This window comes from Bacillus sp. ISL-46 (assembly GCF_018613205.1).
The window spans coordinates 163452-190099 of the sequence record NZ_JAGGQR010000001.1; the positions used below are offsets into that span (position 1 = coordinate 163452).

At 41.2% G+C, this 26648-nt stretch carries 19 protein-coding genes and 2 pseudogenes; 13 read left to right on the forward strand and 8 right to left on the reverse strand.

Annotated elements, in window-relative coordinates; genetic code table 11:
• Positions 1–64: 64 nt before the first annotated feature.
• Positions 65–874 (reverse strand): N-acetylmuramoyl-L-alanine amidase, encoded by an 810-nt coding sequence (locus J7E67_RS00790; RefSeq protein WP_214730661.1) that lies wholly within the window; start codon positions 872–874, stop codon positions 65–67.
• A 326-nt stretch (positions 875–1200) separates the two neighbouring features.
• Between J7E67_RS00790 and J7E67_RS00795 the strand changes: the two genes are divergently transcribed.
• Positions 1201–1392, forward strand: a complete 192-nt coding sequence (locus J7E67_RS00795) for a hypothetical protein (RefSeq protein ID WP_214717271.1) — start codon at positions 1201–1203, stop codon at positions 1390–1392.
• A gap of 96 nt (positions 1393–1488) precedes the next feature.
• Here J7E67_RS00795 and J7E67_RS00800 read toward each other — a convergent pair.
• From J7E67_RS00800 to J7E67_RS00815, 4 genes and pseudogenes are all read right to left on the reverse strand, one after another.
• A pseudogene (locus J7E67_RS00800) lies at positions 1489–1833 on the reverse strand (solute carrier family 23 protein); the annotation flags it as partial.
• Positions 1834–1961: 128 nt separating this feature from the next.
• On the reverse strand, positions 1962–3470 hold the full coding sequence (locus tag J7E67_RS00805) for a sensor domain-containing diguanylate cyclase (protein ID WP_214730662.1): 1509 nt from the start codon (positions 3468–3470) through the stop codon (positions 1962–1964).
• A 195-nt stretch (positions 3471–3665) separates the two neighbouring features.
• A complete protein-coding gene (locus J7E67_RS00810; RefSeq protein ID WP_214730663.1) occupies positions 3666–4880 on the reverse strand; it encodes an aminotransferase in 1215 nt (404 codons plus the stop codon).
• The gene (locus J7E67_RS00815) at positions 4877–5380 is read right to left on the reverse strand and encodes an Lrp/AsnC family transcriptional regulator (protein WP_214717268.1); all 504 of its coding nucleotides are present in this window, start codon (positions 5378–5380) and stop codon (positions 4877–4879) included. Before J7E67_RS00815 ends, J7E67_RS00810 begins: the two co-directional genes overlap by 4 nt.
• Positions 5381–5687: 307 nt before the next feature.
• On the opposite strand from J7E67_RS00815, the gene J7E67_RS00820 reads away from it, so the two are divergent.
• The 11 genes and pseudogenes from J7E67_RS00820 (at position 5688) to J7E67_RS00870 (ending at position 22404) form a co-directional block, all read left to right on the forward strand.
• The gene (locus J7E67_RS00820) at positions 5688–5855 is read left to right on the forward strand and encodes a hypothetical protein (RefSeq protein WP_214717267.1); all 168 of its coding nucleotides are present in this window, start codon (positions 5688–5690) and stop codon (positions 5853–5855) included.
• 324 nt (positions 5856–6179) lie between these two features.
• Positions 6180–8537: a bifunctional YncE family protein/alkaline phosphatase family protein gene (locus J7E67_RS00825; RefSeq protein WP_214730664.1), complete on the forward strand. Its 2358-nt coding sequence runs from the start codon at positions 6180–6182 to the stop codon at positions 8535–8537.
• A 167-nt stretch (positions 8538–8704) separates the two neighbouring features.
• Positions 8705–11827 (forward strand): efflux RND transporter permease subunit, encoded by a 3123-nt coding sequence (locus J7E67_RS00830; RefSeq protein WP_214730665.1) that lies wholly within the window; start codon positions 8705–8707, stop codon positions 11825–11827.
• A 219-nt stretch (positions 11828–12046) separates the two neighbouring features.
• A complete protein-coding gene (locus tag J7E67_RS00835; protein ID WP_214730666.1) occupies positions 12047–12976 on the forward strand; it encodes a phosphate ABC transporter substrate-binding protein in 930 nt (309 codons plus the stop codon).
• Positions 12977–13210: 234 nt separating this feature from the next.
• The gene (locus J7E67_RS00840) at positions 13211–14191 is read left to right on the forward strand and encodes an efflux RND transporter periplasmic adaptor subunit (protein WP_214730668.1); all 981 of its coding nucleotides are present in this window, start codon (positions 13211–13213) and stop codon (positions 14189–14191) included.
• Positions 14191–14901, forward strand: a complete 711-nt coding sequence (locus J7E67_RS00845) for an ABC transporter ATP-binding protein (RefSeq protein ID WP_251026481.1) — start codon at positions 14191–14193, stop codon at positions 14899–14901. The genes J7E67_RS00840 and J7E67_RS00845 overlap by 1 nt, the downstream gene beginning before the upstream one ends.
• Positions 14879–16045: an ABC transporter permease gene (locus J7E67_RS00850; RefSeq protein ID WP_251026482.1), complete on the forward strand. Its 1167-nt coding sequence runs from the start codon at positions 14879–14881 to the stop codon at positions 16043–16045. Before J7E67_RS00845 ends, J7E67_RS00850 begins: the two co-directional genes overlap by 23 nt.
• Before the next feature lie 227 nt (positions 16046–16272).
• On the forward strand, positions 16273–16806 hold the full coding sequence (locus J7E67_RS00855) for a PepSY-associated TM helix domain-containing protein (protein ID WP_214730670.1): 534 nt from the start codon (positions 16273–16275) through the stop codon (positions 16804–16806).
• A 579-nt stretch (positions 16807–17385) separates the two neighbouring features.
• Positions 17386–19536 carry a S8 family serine peptidase gene (locus J7E67_RS00860; protein ID WP_214730672.1) on the forward strand — a complete coding sequence of 717 codons (2151 nt, stop codon included), beginning with the start codon at positions 17386–17388 and terminating at the stop codon, positions 19534–19536.
• An 844-nt stretch (positions 19537–20380) separates the two neighbouring features.
• A complete protein-coding gene (gene galE / locus J7E67_RS00865) occupies positions 20381–21352 on the forward strand; it encodes a UDP-glucose 4-epimerase GalE (RefSeq protein WP_214717261.1) in 972 nt (323 codons plus the stop codon).
• Between the two features lie 206 nt (positions 21353–21558).
• Positions 21559–22404: pseudogene (locus J7E67_RS00870) on the forward strand (YitT family protein).
• A 26-nt stretch (positions 22405–22430) separates the two neighbouring features.
• On the opposite strand, the gene J7E67_RS00875 reads toward J7E67_RS00870, so the two are convergent.
• Together J7E67_RS00875 and J7E67_RS00880 are read right to left on the reverse strand one after the other, a co-directional pair.
• Complete coding sequence (locus J7E67_RS00875; RefSeq protein ID WP_214730674.1) at positions 22431–24473, reverse strand: molybdopterin-containing oxidoreductase family protein; 2043 nt, start codon at positions 24471–24473, stop codon at positions 22431–22433.
• Positions 24474–24695: 222 nt separating this feature from the next.
• Positions 24696–25142, reverse strand: a complete 447-nt coding sequence (locus J7E67_RS00880; protein ID WP_214717258.1) for a DUF6376 family protein — start codon at positions 25140–25142, stop codon at positions 24696–24698.
• A 325-nt stretch (positions 25143–25467) separates the two neighbouring features.
• Here J7E67_RS00880 and J7E67_RS00885 point away from each other — a divergent pair, with 325 nt between their 5' ends.
• The gene (locus J7E67_RS00885) at positions 25468–25908 is read left to right on the forward strand and encodes a ferritin family protein (protein WP_214730676.1); all 441 of its coding nucleotides are present in this window, start codon (positions 25468–25470) and stop codon (positions 25906–25908) included.
• Positions 25909–26033: 125 nt separating this feature from the next.
• On the opposite strand, the gene J7E67_RS00890 is transcribed toward J7E67_RS00885, so the two are convergent.
• A complete protein-coding gene (locus J7E67_RS00890) occupies positions 26034–26330 on the reverse strand; it encodes a hypothetical protein (protein WP_214730678.1) in 297 nt (98 codons plus the stop codon).
• Positions 26331–26648: the final 318 nt, after the last annotated feature.

Below are 26648 nucleotides of genomic sequence, written 5' to 3' on the forward strand. Positions count from 1 at the left end.
GTGCCTGACACCATAACTGTAACACCATAACTGTGATACCATAAATGCCACATTAAATGCCTGCTTATTCTGCAACTAGGAAAGCATCGTTGATTCCGGCTTTTTTTACTTCTGCTAAACGGTCGTCGGCATTTTCTCGATTGGAAAAGGGTCCAGCTTGAACTCGGTACCATGTTTCGCCCGCTATTTTTGTGTTATCTACGAATGATTCGATGCCTTTTGCCTTGAGTTGGTCTACTCGCTCGTCCGCATTTTCTTTTGATTTGAATGAACCGGCAATTACTTTGAAAAGCGTTCCGGAATCTGGTTTCGGCGGGTTGTTTGCTTTCCGTTTTAGGCCAAAGGCCAATGCAATTCCGTTGGCGTGACCTTGAGCTACTTTTTGGATCCAAGAAGACTGTTTCATTAATGCGGCGTCGTGATCGTTACTGATAAATCCATTTTCCGTTAAGAGTGCTGGCATGTTTGATTCACGTAACACATGGAAGTTAGCCTTTTTCTGGCCGCGGTCTTTCAGTTGATTCACTTTCATGACTTCGGCATGGATGATATCTTGATATTGGGCTGTCTTAGAAGTGTCAGATAAGCCGCTGTATATAAAGTCTTCATAGCCCAGAGCGGTACTAGGTCCGGAATTGATATGAATGGCTAAGAAAAAATCTGCGCCCCATGCATTGGCTTCACTCGATCGCTGACTTAAGCTTTTTGTGGTGTCGCTGCTCCTGCTCATATTTACGTCAATGTTTTCATAATCATTTTGTAAAATGGACCGTAGTTTGAGCGCGATAGCTAACGTCACATCTTTTTCATCTAATCCATTACCTTGGGCACCTGGGTCTTGTCCGCCATGACCTGGATCTAAATAAAGCTTCATTTCATCCTCTCCATTTCTAAAAATTGATTATTTATACATGCTATGTCAGTATGGACAAATAGGTAAGTGCTTGTCACAGTAATTATTGCAGGATTTCACCAACAGTTGATTTTCTTAGTTACCGAAAATGTAATTGTACCAGTCTTCGGTAAGAAAGAGAGCCTTTAAGTGACCGAAACCTCCACCTCCTATTACACTCTATATAAAAAAAAGTCGGCAAAAGGGACACGGTCAGAGAAAATAAATATGGATGATTTATTTAAATAAAGTTGATTAATGCTATACTTGGGGAACGGATTTGGTTTCTGAAAGGAGTTAATCATCTTATGAAGTATTTGAAATCACAAATGCAGCAACTAATTAAGGATAATAAAGAATTGCATACACGCTTTAAAGAGTTAAAAGTAGAACACGGGCTTGAGAAAAATACTGCCCTAAAGGCATTGTACCATTCAGAAGTGGCAGACGGCGGAAAGTATCAATTAGCGTACCAAGCACTTGATCTTCCTAAAAAATAGGTAACATAAAAAGAGTGTCAGGCACCAAATTGGTGCCTGACACTCTTTTACCATTAAAAAGCGCTCCTTCTCAACTGTGAAGGAGCGCTTTTTATATTAATGTTGTAAAAATGCAAGTTGGATAAAGAACAAGACAGCGAACACGTACAGCAATGGATGAATTTCACGCCACTTACCTTTAACCAGTTTTAAAAGCGGGTAGCTGATGAAACCAAGTGCGATCCCTGTTGCGATGCTTGATGTGAGCGGCATGCTCAAGACGGTCAAAAAAGCAGGGAAGGCTTCATCCAGCTCGTCCCAGCGGATTTTTGCTATGCTTCCCATCATTAGACTGCCGACAATGATTAAAGCCGGTGCGGTAATCGCAGAAATCCCGGAAACCGTACTAACGAGTGGACCAAAGAAGGTGGACAGGATGAAAAGGATCGCAACCGTTAGGGATCTGTCTAGCTCCAGCGCCTAGGGGCTCGGGGTCATAAGCCAATCCGTCCTGAAGGTTAAAAAGCAACCTTCACGCCGGCTCGTCTTATGCCTGTCGCTCCTGAAAAAGGCGCTTGCGCTTTTCTAGCTCAAATAAATGTCTTTTCCAAGCTAGGGGTAGGGGCTGGACTCGTGAATTTATTTTTGTGAACGAACTTTTCTTTGTACATCTCCTGGTCGGCCATTTCGAGAATTTTTTCAAGCGTTATTTCGGTTCCAGGTTTATAGTGATAAAAACCGTAACAAGCAGAAATTGAATAAGGCTTTTGATTGGTAACATTAATATCCTCGAACCCACGCTTAATGTTTTTCACCAGCTGCCGGGCGTCCTTCATCTGCTTTTGAAAGAAGACAATGATAAATTCATCTCCGCCTAATCGAAATAATACGTCATTGTTTGTAATATGACGATTAATCGTGTCGCAGCAAGTCTTAATTAAGTCATCACCTGTTGAGTGGCCGAAAAGATCATTGGTTATTTTTAAATCGTTAATATCAATATAGCAGATAATGAATTCTTGAGATTCTGCCTCGCCGCTCATATGCCTACTAAGCAATTCCATCCCACTTCTTCGATTTAACACTCCAGTAAGCATGTCATAAGAAGCGTGTTTAAAAAGTTCTTCCTCATTTTTTTTCAGGTCGGTGACGTCAGTGACGCCGATCAGGATACAAGCTTCATCCAAGTAATCTATCAATTCTAAACTCAACATGACCCATTTCCGGATATCAGGAGTGATTTGTTGCTCCACGCAAAAGTTTTTTATACTTTTTTGCTCTTCCAGACGCTTTAGGATGTCTAGTTTTTCTCCGATGTTTTGAAACAAGAATTTTCCGTCTATTTGAGTCATATCGTTACCTTGGAGTTGGTAGTATTCAATGGCGTGTTTATTCATCAGCAAAATTTCATCATTCTCTAGCTTTTTAAGGATGATCGGGTTCGGATTTAGGTTGAATAGACGCCTGAAATTTTCCTCATTTCTTTCTAGTTTCATTTTGTTTGAAAAATCATTTTTACGAAATGAATAGAATGATAGGGCAATCATGAAAGAAATGACGACGGTTCCAGTTGAATTAATCAACTTTGATAAAAATGAGAAGTGCTCATGTTCGATAAGATATAAACCTGTAATGAAAAATATATGTATACCCAAAAACAGGATCAATACGTTTCTTGGCTGTACTGGGAAGAAGACGGCAACTCCTAATAAAATAATGATATAGGAGTATATATTTCCAGTAAATAATTGACTATTAATAGAAGAGGCTGCCCCGATTAATAAATAGAAAAGGATATAACTAGTAACAACGAACCCCTTGGAAATATTTTTATAAAAATGATAAATGAATAGAATCAAAAGGGAGATGATAAGACCAATGATGTGAATGGCAGAAAGATTGAATTTAAATGTAGGGCTGCTCAGTTTATTAAACAGGAAAAAGTCAACGATGAAAAAACAAGGATAAGTAGAGATTAACATATAAGAAACGAGCGTAATTCGCTCAAATAATACATCGTAGTTACTATGAATAAACTCTTGATTCGGAGGAGAATTCTTATTCTTTCTATTAAAAAGATTGATTGAAAAGGACCACAAATAGTTCACCCCTTTTTTTACCATTACCTCGAGTATTTTAGCATAGATTGGAAGGTCTGTCATAAAAAAAGCGGTGTCAGGCACTAACAAAATATGCCTATAAAATATTGGTGTCAGGCACCACTTAAAACATGAAAAAAAGCCCCATCGCTTGTAGGTAGACGATACAGCAATTGGGCTTTTACGGTTTGTGATTTATTGGTTTAGTTTTATTTCTTCTGTTCGTTTTTCGCCGTAGATGCCCTTTGACTCGATAAATCTCTGGATTCTTTTCAGGGCTTCTTGCAGCTGTGACATGGAGGCTGCGTAGGAACAGCGAATATAACCTTCTCCACTTTCTCCAAACACATTGCCGGGCACGACTGCGACTTTTTCCTTCATCAGTAGTTCTTCGGCGAATTGTTCGGAACTGAGGCCAGTTGCTTTGATCGAAGGAAAGACATAAAAGGCTCCCCCAGGTGTGTGACAGTCCAAGCCGATTTTATTCAAGGTATGCACGACATAGTTCCGTCTCATTCGATAGCTTCGTTTCATCGCTTCTACTTCATGAAAAGTATTCCTTAGTGCTTCAATAGCGCCGTATTGGAGCATGGTCGGAGCACACATCGTCGTATATTGAAAAATTTTCAACATGACCTCAACAAATTCCTTAGGGGCAGCGAGCATGCCTAATCTCCAGCCGGTCATCGCAAAGCCTTTTGAGAATCCATTGATTAAAATCGTTCGCTCGTACATGCCTTCAATTGTTGCAAAGCTTGTATACGTTTCTTCATAGGTTAATTCTGCATAGATCTCGTCGGAAATAACAATTAAATCATGTTTTTCAACAATGGCGGCAATTTCTTTCAGTTCTTCTTTGTTTAGGGTACTGCCCGTTGGATTGTTGGGCGAGCAAAACAAAATGGCTTTCGTTTTTTCTGTAATTTCCCCTTCTAACTGCTCGGGTGTTAATTTAAAACCATTCGCAGGCGAGGTAGAAATGGCGATTGGTGTCCCGCCGGCAATCGAAACCAAGGGAGCATAAGAAACAAACGCTGGTTCAACAATCAATACTTCATCACCCTGGTTTAGAATGGCGCGAAAGGCTAGGTCGATTGCCTGGCTTGCTCCGACAGTGACGATAATTTGGTTTGTTGGATCATAATTGACTGCAAATCTTGTTCCGAGATAATTAGAGATCTCCTGCCGCAATTCTAGTAAGCCAGGATTCGCGGTATAGGCGGTATTGCCTTGTTCCAGCGATAAAATGGCGGCCTCTCTAATGTTCCAAGGCGTAATGAAGTCTGGTTCGCCAACGCCTAAAGAAATCACGTCTTTCATACCGGCAGCTAAATCGAAGAATTTTCTGATCCCAGATGGCTGTAATTCTCTAGCAGTTTCAGATATATAGTGGGAGTAATCTTTTCTCATGGTGTAATCACCATTCTCCTGTCTTTCTCATCGCCGCCGCCAAAAATCACCCCATCATGTTTGTATTTTTTTAACATGAAATGGGTTGTGGTTGAAATGACATTATCAATCGTTGATAGTTTTTCCGATACAAAGGACGCGATTTGATTCATGGTTTGACCTTCAATGGTGATCGATAAATCGTAGGCACCACTCATGAGGTAAAGAGATGTTACCTCTGGAAAACGATAAATTCTTTCGGCGACCTCATCGAATCCAACTCCGCGCTTCGGTGTTACTTTAACATCGATCATCGCAATGATATTTTCCTGCCCCTCGACTTTGCTCCAATCGATTAAGGCCGGGTAACTGACAATTACTTTTTCTTCTTCTAATTTTTTAATGATATTTCTTACGGTTTCTTCACTGCTCATCACCATTAAGGCGATTGTTTCTTCTGAGATTTTGTGATTTTCTTCGATCAGTCTTAATATTTCGAGTTCTTCATTACTTAATTTCATCGGGTGCCTCCAAATTTATATTTCATATTAATGATTTTATAGGAGGAAGCTTTTTAACTCAAATGAAAGTGGAGTGATTATTCGATTTTTTTAAAATCATTTAAGAATTATAAGAACAATGGATTAGCAGATAAAAAAAGAAAGGTTGAAATGGACTAGTCAATTTAAACGTTTTGCTAAATTATTGTGAAAATTATAAATAATTAGTTAATGATTGTAAAGAATGAGTGATTCTTCTTCTTTTTCTCACAGATTTTTATATCATGAGATTGTACTAAAATTTGAAACAATCAAGGAGGAAGAAAAAATGAAGGATCTAAAAAATTGGATGTTAGTGTTAATGGCGTCTTTCATGTTGGTAGGAGTTGCCTCAGGTTGTAGCAATACAAAGACAGATGCGGATACAGAGCAAAATCAAGATTCAGGCGATACTGGTTCCCCAGACAGCGGAACTGAACAAGAGTCAGGAAAATAAGGGAGATAATAAAAAAGTAACCAATCAGAATTTACAATAAATCATGCTCTAACTGGGAAACTCGTATGTAAAAACGAAATTTCTACTGGATTAAAAAGAGCAGCTAACAGGGTGACCTAAACTTTTAGGCACCTTGTTTTTTTTACTTATTTTTTCTGGGCATATAGGCAGATGTCGACTTAGTTAAAACTACTAAATGAGAAAAACAACCCTAAAATTTTCCTATTTTTCTTTATATTTCTTTAACTCTACTTAACTTCTATTTTACAAAGCGGGAGTAGGATGGAGCGTGTAAGGACTACATATTAATAAGGAGATGTTTTTATGAAACGCAAAAAGATACTGGCCGCATCGCTGGCTACTTTGCTTCTTGGTTCAACGTCAGCCTATGCAGGTTACACACAATTTGTTGGACCTAAGGCAGATGGAACGGCAGTTACCTCTCATGGGTGGCCCGTTACTCCTTCTGGTAACCAAGTAACGCTTGGTGATTTCCCAATGGGTGGTGTATTAAGCCCGGATCACCGTTATCTTATTGTTTCCAACGATGGACAAGGGGAACAATCTCTTCAAGTGGTTGACGTTAACACCCAGAAGGTCGTACAGACCATTCCATACAAATCTCCTGAATCCCTCTATTTTGGAGTCGCATTTAGCAGCGATGGAAAAACCGTCTATGCATCAGCAGGAGGGAATAACAAGATCCGTGTCTATGGATTTGAAAATGGAACGTTAACTGAACAATCTCCAATTATGCTTAAAGATAGCAGCAAAACAAACTTTTATCCTGCTGGAATTTCCGTTTCAAGGGATGGAAAGTCGCTCTTTGTTGCGAATAATTTAAATCATTCCGTTTCAAAAATAGACCTTGCCACAAATCAAATCGTAAAGACAACCGCTGTTGGGAAACATCCGTATGCAGCTGTAATGAGCAATGATGGGAAATCCCTTTATGTCAGCAACTGGGGTGAAAGCAGCATTAGTGTGGTCGATCCAGAAACGCTGACGATCAAAAGCACCATTCCAGTAGGGCTGCATCCGAATGCGATTATTGAAAATGCGGCGAACGGCATGATCTATGTATCCAATTCCGACAGCGATTCCGTTTCAATCATCGACACGAAACAACAAAAAGAAATCAAAACCATTTCGCTTAGCCCATATAAAAATGCTCCTGCGGGAAGCCAGCCTAATGCTCTAACATTAAGCGAGGATAGCAAAACTTTATACGTTACCAACGGTGGAAATAACGACGTAGCGGTCATTGACCTGCAAAAAGGAGAAGTGAAGGGGTTAATTCCAACCGCCTGGTATCCAAGTTCTATCTATTTACATGATGACAAATTGATGGTTTTGAATGCCAAGGGCCTTGGTGCTGGTTCCAACCGAGAAGGCCAGTACATCGGTAATATGATGAAAGGAACCATGTCTTTTATCGATGTTCCGGATGATAAACAGCTGAAGAAATATACGAAACAAGTAGAAAAGAATAATGAAGTATATAAACCAACAGGATTCAGTGGAAGTGAAAAATTCCCAATCCCGCGCTTTGAAGGACAAGAATCACCGATTAAGCATGTCATTTATGTTATCAAGGAAAATCGTACCTATGACCAAGTATTTGGTGATATGGAAAAAGGAAATGGCGACCCGAGCTTAACCATCTTTGGTAAAGATATTACACTGAATATTCATAAGCTGGCCGATCAATTTGTTTTATTAGACAATTTTTATGCGAATGCTGAAATCAGTGCTCAGGGACATAACTGGTCTACCGCTGCACAGTCCAACGACTATGTAGAGAAAAACTGGCTTGCAAACTATTCAGGTCGTAACCGCGGCTATGACTTTGAAGGAGGCAATGAAGCGGCCTATCCAAAAGCGGGATTCTTATGGACGAATGCAAGTCGCTCGGGTGTATCATTCAGAAGCTATGGTGAATTCGTCAATTATGACAAAAATACAGGGAAATATGTAGCAGCTGAAGCTAGCATGGGCAATAATTTTGACCCTGACTACCCTTCCTATAATCTTAAAATTTCAGATCTTACCCGCTTAGATGCGTGGAAAGAAGAATTTAAGCAATATGAAGCGAATGGGAATCTGCCACAGCTGCAAATCGTTCGCCTGCCTAACGACCATACCCTTGGAACAAAACCAGGAGAACTAACACCACAAGCCATGGTGGCACAAAACGATTATGCGCTTGGTCAACTTGTCGATATGGTTAGTAACTCTTCTTATTGGAAGGATACTGCTATTTTTGTTACCGAAGATGATGCACAGAATGGTTGGGATTCAGTGGACGCTCACCGGACTACATCACTTGTGATCAGCCCTTACACCCAAACAGGCAGAGTAGACAGCACCATGTATGATACAACATCGATGCTTCGCACGATGGAAATGATTTTAGGTATGAAACCTATGACACAGTTTGATGCATCAGCGGTGCCAATGGTCAATTCGTTCACCCAGAAACCTAACTTTTCTCCATTTAAGGTGGAAGAACCAACTTATCCACTTGATCGTAAAAATGGAGAAACGGCACCGATGGCTCAAGAATCTAAAAAACTAGATTTCTCTGGAGTTGACCATGCCGATTCGGAAAAATTGAACAAGATTCTCTGGAAAGCTACAAAAGGTGATAAACCTTATCCAGGCGAAAAAAAGAATAATTAAATAATGTAAGGAGGGTGACCCTAAAGCAGGGTGTCAGGCACCATTCATAAAATGCTGTAAATTCGCCACTTTTAATACAGTATTCTGTCAGTGAGACCAGACACTATGGGTAACCCTTTTATTTTTGCAATTATAAAAATTACTATTTTAAAAGGATGGTTTAAATAATGATTCGATTTATTGAAGGATCGATGAAACGGTCCGTATTGATCCTAACATGTGTGGTTCTAATTATCGCCTGGGGTGCCATGTCTGCCGTGCAGATGCAGCGGGATTACTTACCTCCGATCAACAATACTGCCCTAATGGTCACGATTCAAGCAGATCAATATCAATCTGATCAGGTCAAACAACTCCTTACCGCAAAGGTTGAGGAAGCGGTCGGATCTGTTGATAAGCTTGATTATCTGGAAACAAACTCATTTGATGGCGGTTTAATGGCGAGCCTCTATTTTCCAGGCCACACCGATATGGAAAAGGCAGAAACTGAAGTGAGGGCGGCGGTTAATAAAATTAACTTGCCGAACGGTGTGAAAACGCCGTTGATTACACGGGTCAGTACGAACTCTTTTCCGGTCATGCGAGTAAGCTTGACGAGTGCTGCCGGAAAAATTGATGAAAATCAATTACGTACATCTATTCAAGATCAAGTGGCCAATGAAATCAAGCGTGTTCCAGGAGTAAGAGAAGTACGTGTCACCGGGGCAGGGACTTCCGGATACGTGTTGACTTTGAAAGCAAATGCCCTCCAAAAATATGGGTTAACCATAAAAGACGTACAAGATGCTCTTGCTTCCATTCATCCAGAATGGCCGCAGGGAACCATCAAAGAAAAGGGCGGACCTGATGGCCAAATCTCCATGCCAATCCGTGTGACTGATTGGACTCTTAATAGTGATGACTTAAAAAGTGTAAAGATTCCTGTTAGCGGGGGGATCACAGTAAGTTTACAGGAAGTAGCAGACATTGAGAGCAGTATTGTTGACTTACAGACGATTTCTAGAACAGCGGGGCAGCCGAGTGTTCTACTCGATGTTTTAAAAACACCTTCTTCAAACATTACCGATGTGACTGAACGAATCAACGAAAGGATTAAAGAAATACCAGAAATCAAGTCAGGAACAGTCGATCTTTCTATTCTTTTGGACCAGGGAAAAGACATAAACGCTGCTTTGAAGGGTCTGATTAAAGAGGGGTTATTGGGGATTTTGTTCTCGATCATCTGTGTATTTTTATTTTTCAGGAATGTCCGGTCGACATTGATTATTGCCTTATCCTTGCCAATTTGCCTTCTTGGTGCAACAGCGATCTTAAAAGCGATGGATGTTAGTTTGAATATCTTAACCATTTCTGGATTAATTGTTGCGATGGGCCGAGTCGTAGATGATTCGATCGTTGTCATCGATAATATGTACAGGAAACAAATGGAAAAATACAACGGACAGATATCAGCTCGGAACTTGGCTAGCGGGGTAGTGGAAATGATCCCAGCGATTGTTTCCTCCACTGCAACCACCGTTGCTGTGTTTCTTCCAATTAGTATCATCGGCGGGATGATTAGTTCGGCTTTTTCTGGATTTGCCTGGTCAGTTGTCATCGCCCTAGTGACATCTCTTGCCGTTTCTATTATTGTCGTCCCAGCGTTAGCTTACTTATTATGGGAGGAATTGCCAATAAATAAGTCAGTAGAAATGGAGAAAAGGGCGCAAAACCTTCTTCATTGGGCATTTCTGAGGAGAAAAGTGGTAGTAGGACTTGCTGTGGTGCTTTTTGCCATCACCATAGCAGAAGCCGTATTTCTGCCGGTTAACTTTTTTCCAAGAGGAAATTCAAAGGATATAGCCATCCAGGTCGAGCTCCCTGAAGGTGTGCAGCTATCTGATGTGGATGCGGAAGTAAAAAATATCGAAACCATCTTAAAAAATGATCCTGAGGTAGATACCTACACTTCGACTCTCGGTTCGACATTTACACCGATGTTTGATGATGTCTTTGATGAAGGCGGCGGTTGGATGCAAAAGCAGAATATCGCCAATATTTCAGTTGGAATCAAAGATAAAAGCGACATCGATTCATTTGTAAAAAAAATGCGCCAGCAATTTGGCAGATTATCCACAACTGCCGTCTATACCGTTTCTAATCAAAATATTTCTGGAGATGATTCCCGCTTAAAGGTCATTTTAACCGGGGCTGACCAGCAAAACCTTGCCAAAGCTAGCATTATGGTAAGAAGTAAACTTCAGATGATCCCTGGTTTAAGTATTGAAGGAGCGGCAAATGATGCCGATACATCAATGAAACATTATCTTTCACTTAAGCAGGAAGAAATTCAACGCTTGGGTATAAATGTCGATGAAGTTCTTAATCGGATTGATCGCTATTTACCTAAAGACGTTAGGATGGCTGTTTCCTCCGGTGACCTGACTACCCCAATTGCCCTTCGGTTAGACAATCAGGAAAGTCTAGTTGCAGCTGGTGACCCGGATCCTGAAAAAACGATTCTATCAAAAATTGGCCATGAAATGTTTACTGCCAAGGACGGTTCAAAGGTGTCGTTGGCGGAAATTACAACCTTGGAGACCAGTTCCCAAACGGTGATCAGTGAGCGGGAAGGTCGTCCATTTGCTGCCGTGACGGGAAATATTATTACTCGCGACATTGGAAAAGTTACAAAACAAGTAAATGAAACAATGAAAGGTTTGGACCTGCCTTCTGGCATTGACTATTCGCTTGGAGGGATCTCTCAGCAAGTCAAGCAAATGGTGATTGAGATGAGCCTTGCTCTGGCCCTGTCTCTTTTGCTAGTCCTGATGATTGTAAGTGCAGTTTTTCGCGGCTGGCATGCACCGGTTTCGGTCATCGTGTGCATTCCTTTGGCGTTAATAGGATCGGTTTGGAGCATGGCCCTCATCGGAATGGAGTGGAATCTAGCCGCATTGATTGGAATATTGATGCTCGCTGGTATTGTCGTCACCAACGGAATTGTCCTTGTCGATAAAATTGAACGTAACCTTTCAGAAGGGATGGAGCCCAAGCAGGCGATTCTGGAAGGAACCTCTACAAGGGTTCGACCCGTGTTAATGACTGCAGGAACTACCATCTTAACCTTGCTTCCCTTAGCTTTCTCAGGTAACGGGAATACGATTATTTCACAAACTCTTGGTGTTGTGGTCGTGGGCGGCATGATTAGCTCGACACTGATTAGCCTCGTGGTGATCCCGATTATGTACGATTGGCTGAGTGGAAAAGTCAGAGAAATAAAGACTAAGCAGCACCCTTTATCAGCTTAAAATACTAGAAAGAAAATATCACCTGCTTAAGAAGGCCGGTGATATTTTTATTTAATGAAAGAAAGGTAGGTTTTAAGAAAGAAGGACAACTAGCAATTCAAATTTACAAACAACATGATATCTTTACAAAACTATACAAATCATTAATACTCGGTTAACAAAAAAGGATTAATCTAAAACACGTAAACAACAACATAATTCATAGGGGGATTTAAAGATATGAAAAGTTTGAAAAAATTAAGCCTGCTTACATTGCTAGCTGCGTTAATGGTTTTCATGGCTGCTTGTGGAGGCACAACTTCTACAGACAAGACAGCAGGAACTGCGAAGAAAGAAACGGCAAAGACTGAAGAAACGAAAGAACTTTCTGGCTCATTAAGTATTTCCGGCTCCTCGGCAATGCAGCCTTTAGTGGCAGCGGCAGCTGAAGAATTTATGGCTAATAATCCTAAAGTTGATATTCAAGTAAATGCTGGTGGATCTGGTACAGGCTTATCACAAGTTGCTGAAGGATCCGTTCAAATTGGTAACTCAGACGTTTTTGCAGAAGAAAAAGAAGGTATCCCGGCTGATCAGCTTGTTGACCATAAAGTAGCTGTGGTAGGTATGACTGCTGCTGTTAACCCTAAAGTAGGGATTAAAGATATTAAAAAAGCTGATTTAATTAAAGTTTTCACTGGAAAAATCACAAACTGGAAAGAACTTGGCGGTGCCGATCAAAAAATCGTTCTTGTAAACCGTCCTGACTCTTCAGGAACTCGTGCTGTATTCAATAAGTTTGCCCTTGATGGTGCAACACCTGCTGAAGGAATTACCGAAGATTCTTCAAACACAGTTAAAAAGATTATTAACGAAACTGACGGTGCCATTGGTTACCTAGCATTCTCATACTTTACTGACGAATCTGTTACTCCTCTTGCCATCGATGGTGTTGAACCAACTGCAGAAAATGTACAATCTGGTGAATTCCCAGTTTGGGCTTATCAACATTCATATACTAAAGGTGAGCCAGATGAGGTATCTAAAGCATTCTTCGATTATATGATGAGTGATGATGTTCAAAATAATTTATTAAAAGAACAAGGCTACCTGCCTGTAATAGAAATGACAGTCGAACGTGACGCAGAAGGTAATCAAAAAGATATTTAAGATATAAAAAAGCCTTAATTCCATTTAGTCCATGGAATTAAGGCTTTTTTATTATTAAAATAAGATTGAACCTGGGTGTCAGGCACCATGTGAAATTTTCACATGGTGCCTGACACCCTTCATTTTATTCTTAAGGATAAGTTAAGGAACCGACAAGATAATAGGCTCATCAAATAAAAACTTCCCTGGTGTCGGAGTGCGTAATACAGCAGGGAGCAAAAGGAGTATATAGGAATGAAAAAGTTGATTTGGATTCTCATAAGTGTTTTGGTGATTGGCTTTGTCGGGTTTCAGTACTATAAATCGAAAACAGTCAGCACGGAGACAACGGCTCAAACTCGAACCGCCGTTGTTCAACAAGGCAAACTCGAAGTGAAGATTAGTGGATCTGGCACCGTTGCACCAGTGACTAGTGAAGACATTAAATCGACGGTCGATAATGATGAAATTGATGAAGTGTTAGTTTCTGCAGGAGATACCGTAAGTGAGGGAGATGAGTTGATTACCTTCACAGATGATAGTGACTCGATTACGGCCCCAGCCGATGGTAAGATTACAACCATTTCCGTTACAGATGGAGAACGGGTTACCAATGGACAGGTTATCGCTCATCTCACCGATTACGAGAATTTACAAACAGTGGTTCAAGTGGATGAACTAGACATTACTAAGATTAAAAAGAAACAAACCGTTAGCATAACCGTGAGTGCCTATCCTGACACCACTTTTACTGGAAAGGTAACGGATATTGCAGCAGAAGGAACCTCTGCAAACGGGACATCCACTTTTGATGTCACCATTCATATCGATCAACCTAAAAACTTAAAGGTGGGGATGAGTACAGAAGCTAGTATCCTCACCGAGAGTAAGGAAAATGCTCTTTACGTTCCAGTTGATGGGGTGTATTCAAGCAATAATGAGAAATATGTTGTTGTGACTTCCACTTCTACCGATGCTAGTTCTGCAAGTAGTACTAGCCAGCAAAAGACCGTGAAAACGGGCATTTCGACTGATGATTATGTAGAACTTACAGAAGGGGTAACGGCAGGCGAAACGATTCAATTACCTGCTCTTGCAACTAGTAGTTCTTCTAACAATCAAAGCGGTAGGATGCAAGGCGGCATGGGCGGAATGGGAGCAATGACTGGCGGTGGAATGCCTCCAAGCGGCGGTGGACAGGGACAAACTAGCACGAGCGGAAAGGGTGGCAATTAATGAGGACTCCAATTATTGAGATAAAAAATATGATGAAGTCCTATAAACTTGGCGGTGAAACGGTCCATGCCCTCAATGATGTGTCATTAGAAATTCAAAAGGGCGAGTTTCTAGCGATTATTGGCCCATCGGGATCGGGAAAATCGACATTAATGAATATGCTCGGCTGCCTTGACCGACCCAATAAGGGTACCTATCACCTAGATGGCAAAGATATTGGAAAAATGGACGATAACAGCTTGGCAACGATTCGTAATGGTAAGATTGGGTTTATTTTTCAAAACTTTAACTTATTAAGTAAGCTCACAGCACTCGAAAATGTAGAATTGCCATTGTTATATGCCGGTGTATCAACACGAGAAAGGCGCGAGCGCGCTTTAGACGGATTGGATAAGGTGGGCTTGAAGGATCGTGCCGGACATCTTCCGACCCAACTTTCCGGGGGTCAGCAGCAAAGGGTTGCGATTGCGAGAGCGCTTGTTGGGCAGCCGGCGATTCTCCTCGCCGATGAACCAACAGGTGCACTGGATAGTAAAACAAGCAAGGAGATTCTTTTTTTAATGAAGGAATTGAATGAATTAGGACATACGATTATTTTAATCACACATGATCTAGAGATTGCGAAACAAGCAAGAAGAATGGTTAGTATTCAGGATGGCCAGCTTTTTGAGAATGGGGGTGTACTACTTGGGAATCATGCAATCTATTAAGATGGCCCTTCGGAGTATTCGAAGCAATAAACTCCGGGCTGTCTTGACGATGCTCGGCATCATTATTGGGGTCTCGTCTGTCATTGTGCTGGTGTCGATTGCGCAAGGGTCAGCGAAAAACGTCACAAGTCAAATCAATCAATTAGGAACGAACCTTTTGACCGTTAATACCTATAGTACCGATATTGAATTAACCGAGGATAAAATTAGTGAGTTAAGTGATATTGATGGAGTCAAAGCTGTTGCGCCGGTTGTTTCGGGTCGTGTTTATGTGAAGAAGGAGCGGACCTCATCACAGATTACCTTAACAGGAACAAACGCCGCTTATTCAACGGTACGTGATGCGAAGGTTAGTCAAGGTCGCTTTATTACCGATCTGGACGTAGAATACCGCCAAAAGATTGTTGTTCTTGGCTCGGATACCGCTGCGACGTTTTTTGGCACAGAGAATCCAATCGGCCAATATATCCAGGTGTCAGGCACCTCGTTCAAAGTTGTCGGGGTTTTAGCTTCGAAAGGGAGTTCACTCGGGCAGAGCGGGGATAATGTAGTCATCGTCCCATTAAGCACGGGTCAACGTTTAGTTGGCAGTATGACAATAAGCACCGTTTATTTGCAAGGGAAAAGCGAGGATCAAATGGATTTCGTCATGAATGAGGTTAAATTGTCACTGGCCAGTATGTATCCCGGCAAAAGTGACTATTATGGCGTAACGAATCAGCAGGATGTGATGGACACGATGAGTTCGGTGTCCGACACGATGACGATGATGCTTGGAGGAATTGCAAGTATATCCTTGCTTGTCGGCGGGATCGGCATCATGAATATTATGCTTGTGTCCGTGTCAGAACGGACGAAGGAAATTGGAATCAGAAAAGCGATTGGCGCGAAAAGGCGTGATGTGCTCTTACAATTCTTAATTGAAGCGGTTGTCTTAAGCTCGATGGGTGGATTGATTGGAATTTTATTCGGATTAGGATTAGGAAAGGTTGTCTCATCACTGATGAGTTTAAGCATCGCTTACTCCCCAACCGTGATTCTATCATCGTTCTTATTCTCGCTTGTGGTCGGGGTCGTCTTCGGCGTATTCCCTGCCAACAAGGCATCCAAACTAAATCCGATTCAAGCACTTCGCTACCAATAAGGACGATAAGGATTACCTCTCTCATTGGCGATGGCGAAATTTTGATCCGCAAATAAAACTAGTAAATTCGCAAATAAAACCGACTTATCCGCAAATAAATCCAGTTAATCCGCAAATAAATGCCGATTTTTCGCAAATAAACTTGATTTTATTAAAAATTAGTAGTTCAAAGCGGCAATTTACAAGAGAGTATCTATAAAAATATAACAAAATGAGGAGAATTTTAAATGAAAAATACGAGAAAAGCCCATTTATGGATTGGTTTAATTTGTTCTATCTTTATCCTAATCGAGTCAATTACGGGTTTGTTAATGAACGAGCCGTGGTTAATCGGTCAGACACAAATGGAAGGAAATCGAGGCAATTTCCAGCCGGGTCAATTTAATCAAGGTGTAGGACCACAAGGTGCAACCACAAACTCAAGCCAAACAACTGGGCAAACTCAATCGCAGAATCCTGCTAGCAATCAAACGCAGACAAACGGCCAAACTCAAGGACAAACAGGAACAAACGCAACTGGTCAATTCCCTGGACGCATGGGCGCCGGCGGCCCTGGGGGAGAAGGCGGAGCGAGTTCGATCACAAGTATCATTAGAGGTCTTCATGAAGGGAAAATCGGCACGACTAATGTGAAATGGCTGGTCGACCTAGTTGCACTAGCGATGATCTTCTTAACTGGTTCCGGGATTTACTTATCCTTAAAAGTCCTTCGTGTAGATATGATGAGGAAAAAACGAAAAGCAGACGGGAAAGTGGCATAAATTTTTTGTCAAAAAAAGAGCAGTAGACCATGAAGAAGGTTGTGAATTCTGCCCAGATTGGTGAGGATGGCGACGGCAAAATATTTATTTACCCGAATCAAGAATCATAGTATGAGTAATGGTTTATTATCTGGCTTAGTTGCACCATTGTCTTCCGGCTAACAAAGGATAGGTGAGGGGGGCCGAGTGCATACTTGTCTGTTTAATTTTGAAGAAAAATCGGGAGTCACAGTTGAAAATACTTCTCAAGAAATCTATTAAAGTTGTTTGATAGAAAAATTTAAGCTGCTTATCTACAAGTAACTATATGATACTTGTAGATAAGCAGCTAATTTATTGTACAAAAATAAACAATTAACAAGAAAAGAAATACGTTTAAGATATCTCTAAAACTATGGTGTTTTAATTATGTTGTAAGACTAATAAAACCTGCTTTATTTAAAGTTTTTCAATAAATCTTATCTTGGCATAAGAGGACTTCAGAAAAATAATCACGATATAGGCATAAGGGGCTAATTCTCTAAATATATTAGACTCGTATGATTTTTTAACAAGTTTATAGTTGAAGGGAGAAATGGTATGAGGAAGAAGATTACTGCTTTAATGGTAAGCGTGGGGTTGTTATTTTCTAGCATTCCTGCGCTTGCTACATCAAATGAATCTGGGAACGGTGGCACACAGAATTTCAAAAAGGCCACACAAAAGGTCAATCCCGTCATTCAGATTCAAGAACGGAAGTCACAAAGCGATAAAGCCATGGCTACATTTAAAAGCAGCAATGGTAAAAGCTATAAAGAAGGGGAAGTAATCGTAAAGTTTAAAAATACTTATAAAACTGAAAGTTTAGGTGTTTTACAGACGAAGTTCAGCTTGAAGACGAAAAAGAATTTAAATCAATCCAATACAAAACTCATCAGCTTCAATGCTAAAATTCCAATGCAGGATGTACTGAAATCTCTTAATGCCTCTCCGCAAGTCGAGTATGCGGAGCCTAACTATATACTTAAAGCTGATGCTGTATCAGATCCTTATTATGGGGAATTATGGGGATTAAAAAATACAGGTCAGTCCATTTTGGGGGTTCCTGGTAAAGCCGGAATTGATATTGGAGCGGAAGCCGCATGGGCTGTGACAAAGGGAAGTACGAGTTTAGTCATAGCGGTCATTGATACTGGGGTAGATATCAATCATCCTGATTTGAAAGCGCAGATCTGGAAAAACCCTGGAGAGGTTGCTGGAGACGGCATCGACAATGACAAAAACGGATATGTTGATGATGTAAACGGCTGGGATTTCTATAATATCGACAATACAGTTTTTGACGCGGCAGATGGGGATGAACACGGTACACACGTTTCTGGAACAATTGCAGGAACAGCCAATACATTAGGGGTTATTGGGGTAGCGCCAAATGTAAAGATTATGCCGCTGAAATTCCTCGGTCCTGATGGAGGCTACACGTCTGATGCTATTTTAGCAGTAAATTATGCGAAGGCAAAAGGAGTCAAGGTTACCAACAACTCGTGGGGTGGAGGAGGCTTCAGCCAAGCCTTGTACGATGCGATCCAAAATTCTAACTCCCTTTTTATAGCGGCAGCTGGAAATGATGGAACAGACAATGATTCTTCACCGCATTATCCATCTAACTATAATTTACCGAATGTTTTGTCGGTAGCTGCCATTGATAATACAGGAAACTTAGCATGGTTTTCCAATTATGGAGCTACAACTGTTGATATCGCAGCGCCTGGCCAGGATATCTTAAGTACAGTACCGGCAACAACGCCTGGAAATTACACCAATGCTTACGATTATTTCAGCGGAACATCAATGGCTACTCCTCATGTCACTGGGACAGCAGCATTGTTCTTGAGCAAGAATCCAGCCGCTGCTCCTTTAACTATGAAGGATGCTATTTTGAAAAATTCAACAGCTCTTTCCTCCTTGAAAGGTGCTGTATTAACGGGTAGTATGTTAAGTGCAAACAAGACAGTCAATTTCCAACCGGATAACGATATACCGGGCTTGCCGTTCCCAGGCACCAGTGTAACAAATACTGTAAGTTCAACAAGTGATCTAGATGATGTTTACGCCATCAATATGCTGAAAGGCGAAAAAGTCACGATTACCTTGTCCGGTGCAACTGGTACGGATTTTGACATATATCTATATAACAGTAGCGCTAAAACGGTAAAAAGTAGCGCAGGTATTGTTGCTTATTCTGAAAAAACTGGGACATCGAGTGAGACATTTACGTACATTGCCCCAGCAGACGGCACCTATTATTTGGATGTATACGCTTATAAGGGAGCAGGAAGTTATACAGCAACTTTAAAGCAGGGTTCAACAGCTGGAACGTATGAGAATACGGCTAAGGAACTGGGGTATATTGGTACGTGGAGTACTGTGTCTAATACAAGTGTATCGGGTGGATCATATGCTACCACCAATGTAGCGGGATCAAAGGCTCAGTTCGTTTTTAATGGTACAGCAGTTACAGTAACAGGCCTCAAGTATGCAACCCAGGGAATTGTGAAGGTAACGTTGGACGGAGCAAGTACGGAGGTAAACCTGTACTCTGCCTCTACGCTTTATAAGCAGTTGTATTATACGAAAACAGGACTTAAAGCAGGAAGGCACGTTCTAACGATTGAATGGACAGGAAAAGCTGCGACAGGAGTGAAAAAGTCCGCAACCGGGGTGAATCTCGATTCGATTATTGTAAAGTAATTTAGCTATAAATAACTTTTGGGGGTTGTCCGAATGGGCAGCCCTTTTTTTAGAATTTCGCGCCACGAGTACCCTTAAAGGAATTAAACCGGAGCTTTATGGCATGGTCATCAGTTTAGGTTGCTCAAAAGCACTTCCCGTTTTGATTTTATCCCCTTTAAGGTGGCAGTGTAAAATAGCCCAGATCAAATTCAATTTCGAACAGTAAGGACAACTGGCGTTTCCACCAAAAGATGCGTGAACGGGAAGAAGGATCTGTAGCAGATTGGAGTAATTGTTTTAACTATGGGGCCATCTGTATTTATGGATCATCGATAAAAGCTTTATTGTTAAGCAGCTGACGGGGATATTCTTCAAATAGCTTAAGTAGGAAACCCGGTTCCGGAATCAATCACAATTTGGATCCCTAATCCATTTTTTATTCATTCAATACCTTTAAAGTTTTATTGATATTTTGTGAAATGCTTTCGGTTATTTCATTTTTCAAGAATTGCGGCGCTAATTAGCTTCGCCTAATATTATTTCTACTTCTTTCACAAAATTTGGATTTTGGAATTGTCTGATCCGCACAACTAATGTAAATGGCTGGTAGACTTAGTTGCACTAACATGATCTTCCTAACTGGTTCCGGGATTTACCTATCCTTAAAAGTCCTCAAAGCCGATAAAAAGAGAAAAAGCCGTAAAAATGATGGCCAAGTAGCTTAACAGTCAGGGTGTCAGGTACCATGTGAAAAATTCACATGGTGCCTGGCACTTTTTTACTTTAACGCAAAATATACGTTTTTTCGTCAAAATGCTATAATAAAAAAGGTAATTGAAATTCTAGCTAAGGGGAAATGAATATGATTCTCGTCGTTGGCGGAGCAGGTTACATTGGTAGCCATCTTGTAAAGGAATTAGTAGAAAAAGAAGAGGTTCTCGTTCTCGATAATTTATCGACTGGTCACCGCGCAGCAGTTGATAGCCGGGCCGTTTTTGTCGAAGGTGATCTTGGCAATGAAGAAGATTTACAAATGATCTTCAAAAGTTATCCCATCAAGGCGGTTATGCACTTTGCTGCCTTTAGTTTGGTAGGGGAGTCTGTTGTGGATCCTTTGAAATATTATCAGAATAACGTGGCGTCCACACTTACCTTGTTAAAAGTGATGATGAAAAACAACGTAAAAAACTTTATTTTCTCTTCCACTGCAGCTACCTATGGAATTCCTGATGTGGAGTTGATTGATGAAACAACTCCAACCAGACCGATTAATCCGTATGGACATTCCAAACTGATGATCGAACAAATCCTGTCTGATTTCTCAAAATCTTATGGATTGAATTATGTGGTCTTACGTTACTTTAATGCAGCAGGAGCCCACGAATCAGCAGTAATTGGCGAGAGTCATGACCCAGAAACACATTTAATTCCGATTGTCCTTCAACAACTGTTAGGCCAGCGGGAAAAAGTATCTGTCTTCGGATCTGATTATGATACAGCTGATGGTACTTGTATTCGCGATTATATCCACGTGACTGATTTAGCCAGTGCCCATATCCTCGCACTCGAGGCGTTATTAACAGGGAAGAAATCGGCTGAGGTTTATAATCTTGGCAACGGTCTTGGCTATTCTGTTAAGGAAGTCATTGAAACATGTGAAAAAGTTACCGGTGTGGAGGCAAACGTAGAAATGGCTGACCGCCGTGCCGGAGATCCTGCTATGCTTGTCGCTTCCTCTCAAAAAATTCTTAGCGAACTAGGCTGGAAGGCTGAACGGAATCTGGAACGAATTATTGCAGATGCGTGGAATTGGCATCAGAAACAAACATATTAATTGGCAGCTCTGTCTACTTATGTGGGCGGGGCTTTTTTTATATTAGATTCCTGGCGGAGCGGCGGATGTTATAGATTAAAATGCAGTGAGAATTTAATGTTCTTGAAGCATTTTTTTATCTTGATTTTTGGCCTAATTTGTAGTTTGATGGTTATCACTTACTAGGTTAAGATTAGGATATAAATTTCGTTAAGGGGTTCTTTCTTATGAAGAAAACGTTGAAGGATATTTTGTATATATTGCTAGGATCACTTATTTTTGCATTGGGTGTCAATTATTTCACGATCCCGAATCATCTATCAGAAGGCGGGATTTTAGGGATTACGATCATTGCCCATTACTTATTTGATTGGTCGCCAGGTGTCGTAAATTTTGTATTGAATGCAGTGCTGCTCGCGGTCGGTTATAAATTTTTTGAAAAAAGATCGATTATTTATACGCTAATTTCAATTGCAGCGTGATCGCTATGTTTATTTTTAACCGAGGATATTGGACATCAATTAACTGAGGATACGTTTTTGGCCTCAATCTTTGCGGGTTTGCTTGTTGGAGCTGGGTTAGGATTGATTTTCCGGACGGGAGGAACCTCGGGAGGATCGACAATATTAGCTAGATTGGCGAACCAATTGCTAGGTTGGAGCATTGGGAAAGGCATGCTAATTATTGATATTTTAGTAGTGGTTGGCTCGATTTTCATCATTGGTTTGGAAAAAGCGATGTATACGCTGTTGATTGTGTTCATCGGAGCGAAGGCGATCGATTTCATTGTCGAAGGACTCGATGAAAAGGTAGCAGTGATGATTATTTCTAATTCTCCTGAACAGGTCTTGGCCAACATCACCAGTCGGATGTCACGTGGATTAACCATTTTAGACGGACGAGGGGGCTATAGCGGTCAGAACAGAGAAGTCCTTTATATCGTCATCAATAAGCAGGAAATCGTCCAACTGAAAAGTATTATTAAGGAAGTAGATGAAAACGCCTATGTCACCGTCCATAATGTCCATGAAATGATCGGGCATGGATACAAGGCGAGTAAAAAAGGTGCCTGACACCCTGAGTGGGTATCAGGCATTTTCTATATTTTCTCCACACTTACTCTCCCTGAGAAGAAGGTGGCACCGCCGCCCATATCGGCGATACGGTCTGGGGTGAGGGCGTTTACTAACTGTTTTGAGTCAACGGAATCCGCCCACAGTCCTTGCGTAACGACGACTCCAGGAAGAACATGATCTCCGACAGCCGCCTTTAGCCTGCATTCTCCTCGATCGTTCCAGACACGGACAATATCTCCATCTACAATCCCCGCCGTGAAAGCATCCTGATGATTCATATACACCTTTGGTTCTTTTTCCAAGCTGATGTGCTTTGGATTGTTGGAAAAGGTAGAGTTTAAGAAATTATGATTCGGGCCAGGAACAAACTGATACGGATGATCCCCGTCGTTTAGTAATGGTACATAAGTTGGCAATGGGAGATAGCCATCCTCTTGCATCTTCTGTGAAAATAATTCGATTTTTCCACTAGGGGTTGGCAGGTTCCCAGGAAAAATCGGTTTCAACTTGGCTTTCATAAATTGATGCTCAACTAATGCTTCGTAAGTAATTTCTTCCAAATATGGATTGCGCGGATTATCAAGGGCTTGAGTAATCATTTGTGCCTCAGTCTCTTGGAAAAGCGGTTCATTAAAGCCCATTCCGTTTGCGAGTAGCCTGAACACATCGACATTCGATTTTGACTCAGCAAATGGTGCAATAACGGGCTGCTGCAGTTGAATGTAATGATGCCAATACGATGTGTAGATGTCAGTGTTTTCAAAGGAGGATGTCGCTGGTAAAACGATATCCGCGTATTTGGCTGTCTCTGTTAAAAATAAATCATGGACCACGGTAAATAAGTCTTCCCGCGCTAGCCCATTTCGAACTTTAGTAGACTCAGGTGCGACCACGGCAGGATTCGAACCGTACACATAAAGTGATTTCACAGGAGGGTCTAGCGAAAGTAATGACTCACCAAGTAAATTCATGTTAATCACGCGTGTATGTTTATTTTTTAATAAATCCGGTCGTTGCAAGTGAGCTGTATTCGGAGCAAGGTAGGCTGAATTTCCTTTGATCGCACCGCCGCCTTTGACAAGCCACTGACCAGTGAGAGCAGGAAGGCATGCGACAGTCCGGACAAACATCCCGCCATTGTCGTGATGCTGTGGTCCATTACCGATGCGAATAAAGGATGGTGACGTCTCGCCATATATCCGTGCCAGCTTATAAATATCTTCTACTGGTACACCCGTGATCGCAGAAACCGTGATCGGGTCGTACTGAACGACATGTTCGCGCAGCTCTTCGTGTCCGAGGGTATATTTTTGTAAAAATTCTTGGTTTACTAGGTTTTCAGTAAATAAGATGTGCATCATCCCTAAAGCGAGAGCACTGTCGGTTCCGGGCAATATCGGAATAAACCAATCTGCTAATCTACCAGTTTGATTTTTGTGAACATCGATAACGATGATTTTGGCGCCATTTTGTTTGCGGGCTTTTTGAGCTAATGCGACTTGATGCATGTTGGTGCTCGCCGCATTAACGCCCCAAAAGATGAATAGTTTGGAATGAAGCGTATCCTCAGGGTCGGTTCCGATACTGCCACCCATGGTATATTTATAGCCAACCGAACCAGCAGCTGAACAGATGGTTTGATCTAACCGCGATGCACCGAGGCGATGGAAGAAACGGCGGTCCATTCCCTCGGCATTAAGCCTGCCCATGTTTCCGTAAAAACTGTAAGGAAGAATGCTTTCCTGTCCATCGGATTCGATCAACTCTTTCCAACGGGAAGTAATGGTCTGGATGGCTTCCTCCCAGCTGATTTGTTCAAATTTACCCTCGCCCTTTGGGCCCGTCCGTTTCAATGGGAATTTTAGGCGGTTTTCATCATAAATCCGTTCCGTCATATTCCGGACTTTGTTACAGATATGCCCTTTGGTGACCGGGTGCGCAGGATCGCCTTCCACTTTAATAACCTTCCCATCTTCCTTATGTAGAAGTAAACCGCACTGATCCGGGCAATCCAGCGGACAAACCGCATGAAAAACACCATCTCGTTCATCTATAAAAGAAGCCATAGCTTAGTCAATCTCCTTTCATGTTTAACTTGAATTTCTAAGATTGTTACTATCATAACATCAAATTCTTTGTTATGAACACATCTGGCGAGCTATTTTTATAGGTGATTTAGTCTTATATATAATGTACCGAGTTTGAATAAATGGATAATAAAAGGCGGTCACGTAGAAGTTCCATGTGACCGCCTTTCAGGATAAACGAGAACCCGAGAGGACAATTTATTACTGCCCAAGCTCTTTGATTTGATTAAGGATATTGGTTATATCTTGTACGCTTTGGAAAATTTCTGTGTTTTCAAGGACAGAAGGGTCGAGTAAGCCATTCTTCATATGATTTAGATACACGTCAATTCCGGCTGCAAGTTTGTTGTTTTGGTCGACAATTTGCTGGTGTAAATCAACAGCTACGTTTGGGGCTTGAAGTTTATTGAATGCATTTATTTCTTGTTTCATATCTTGGAGCATGTTTTGGAAATCTGCTGCTGCTTGCTGATCTCCAACGGCAAGTTGAGCAACAGAGGGTGCTTCATTTGCAAATGCCGTCGCCTTGTCTAAGTAATCCTTTGCATCATTTACATATGTGAGTGTATCTTTCGCATCATTTAGCAAGGAACAACCGCTCAGGAGCAAAGCAATGACCGCGGATAAAACTAATAACTTCTTTTTCATGTAAGAACCTCCGTTTTAAAATTTTTGAGGGAGCTTTTGGCCGTTTAACTATCATTAAATTGGGTTGAAAATTTGTTTCGTTTCTAAAGCATAAGCAGTTTCGTAAGCTAATATCAATAAAAATAGCAGGATCTTCGTTTAGAAGTTCCGCTTATTTTTGAAGGGAGCCCTTTTACCATTCTTTCTAAAAGTGCTCCATACTAAACGGTGTCAGACACCACAGCTGATATTTTCATTTTACTTTTCCAAAAAAGTAATGGATAGTAAGCACCCAGTCATCTTCTCACACGTAGGATATCCATGAGAATAATCGGGAGGTTCTACAATGTACCCATATACTAATTACTACGATGCCTTATATAGACAAAATAATAAGTTGATAAGAGAGCTAGAAAAGGCAATTAATGGTGAGTACAATGCCATAAATTGTTACGAAAAGTTAGCAAATTTGGCACCCAATGAGAAGGAGAAAAGTCGAATCCTTGAAATTCGTCAGGATGAATCAAAGCATTATCAACAATTTGATCAGATCTATACAAGGCTGACTGGCCGAAAGCCACAACCGAAAATCAGCGAGGAATGTCCGGGGGTTTATTTAAATGGATTGGAATTTGCGTTGCAAGATGAGCAAACAACGGTGGATTTTTACATGGAAGTAGCTGATGGAACTTCGGACCCAACTATAAAAGAGGCATTTCGAAGAGCGGCAGCAGATGAGCAAAATCATGCTGTATGGTTTTTATATTATTTTACAAAAAATAAGTAACCTCTTGCTTCATGCCTTTGGTTGGATTTGATTTCTATTCCCATGCAGATAGTAGTTTAGCCTTCAAAAAAGACACCCTTGTCTCTAAGGCAAGGGTGTCTTTTCAATGATGCATTCTGTGAGGATTAATCTCCACCGCCGCCGCCGTCGCCACCCGAATCTCCGCCGCTGTCTCCACCCGAATCGCCTCCGGAATCCCCGTCACCCTCGGAACCGAGGTCGTCATTAGGTCTGTCTGAATTACTTTCGTAATAATGTACATGATCATTGCTATAGGAACTTTTCCTTCCACTTCCTAAACTAGGAAAGATAAAAAAAGCCGCGATTATTGCTAAGGTTCCAAAGAACTCCTGCACTCCAAAAATAAGGTAAATCCCATACACAAGAAGCAATGCACCCACCAGCCATTGAATTACCCTCACCGCGAGACATCCCCCCATATAGAAAATAAGAATTATAAATCCATACAAAATAAATATTACAAACTAAGACTTTTTATACATCTTTTTAGAGAATGGTGTCAGGTACCACGCATGGACATTTGTCTTTCCTGGGTGGACAGTCATTAATACCTAAAATTATATAGATGAGGTGAATTTTGGTGAATTGTGCAGGATTTTTGGAGAGGGTGTCGAATGGTATTAGTGACTACTATTTGCTGTTCCTGTTTTATGGGGAATGCTTGCTTCGGATGACCTCATTTTCTACCTCGATTCCCCACCTGAATTTTACCAATTTAC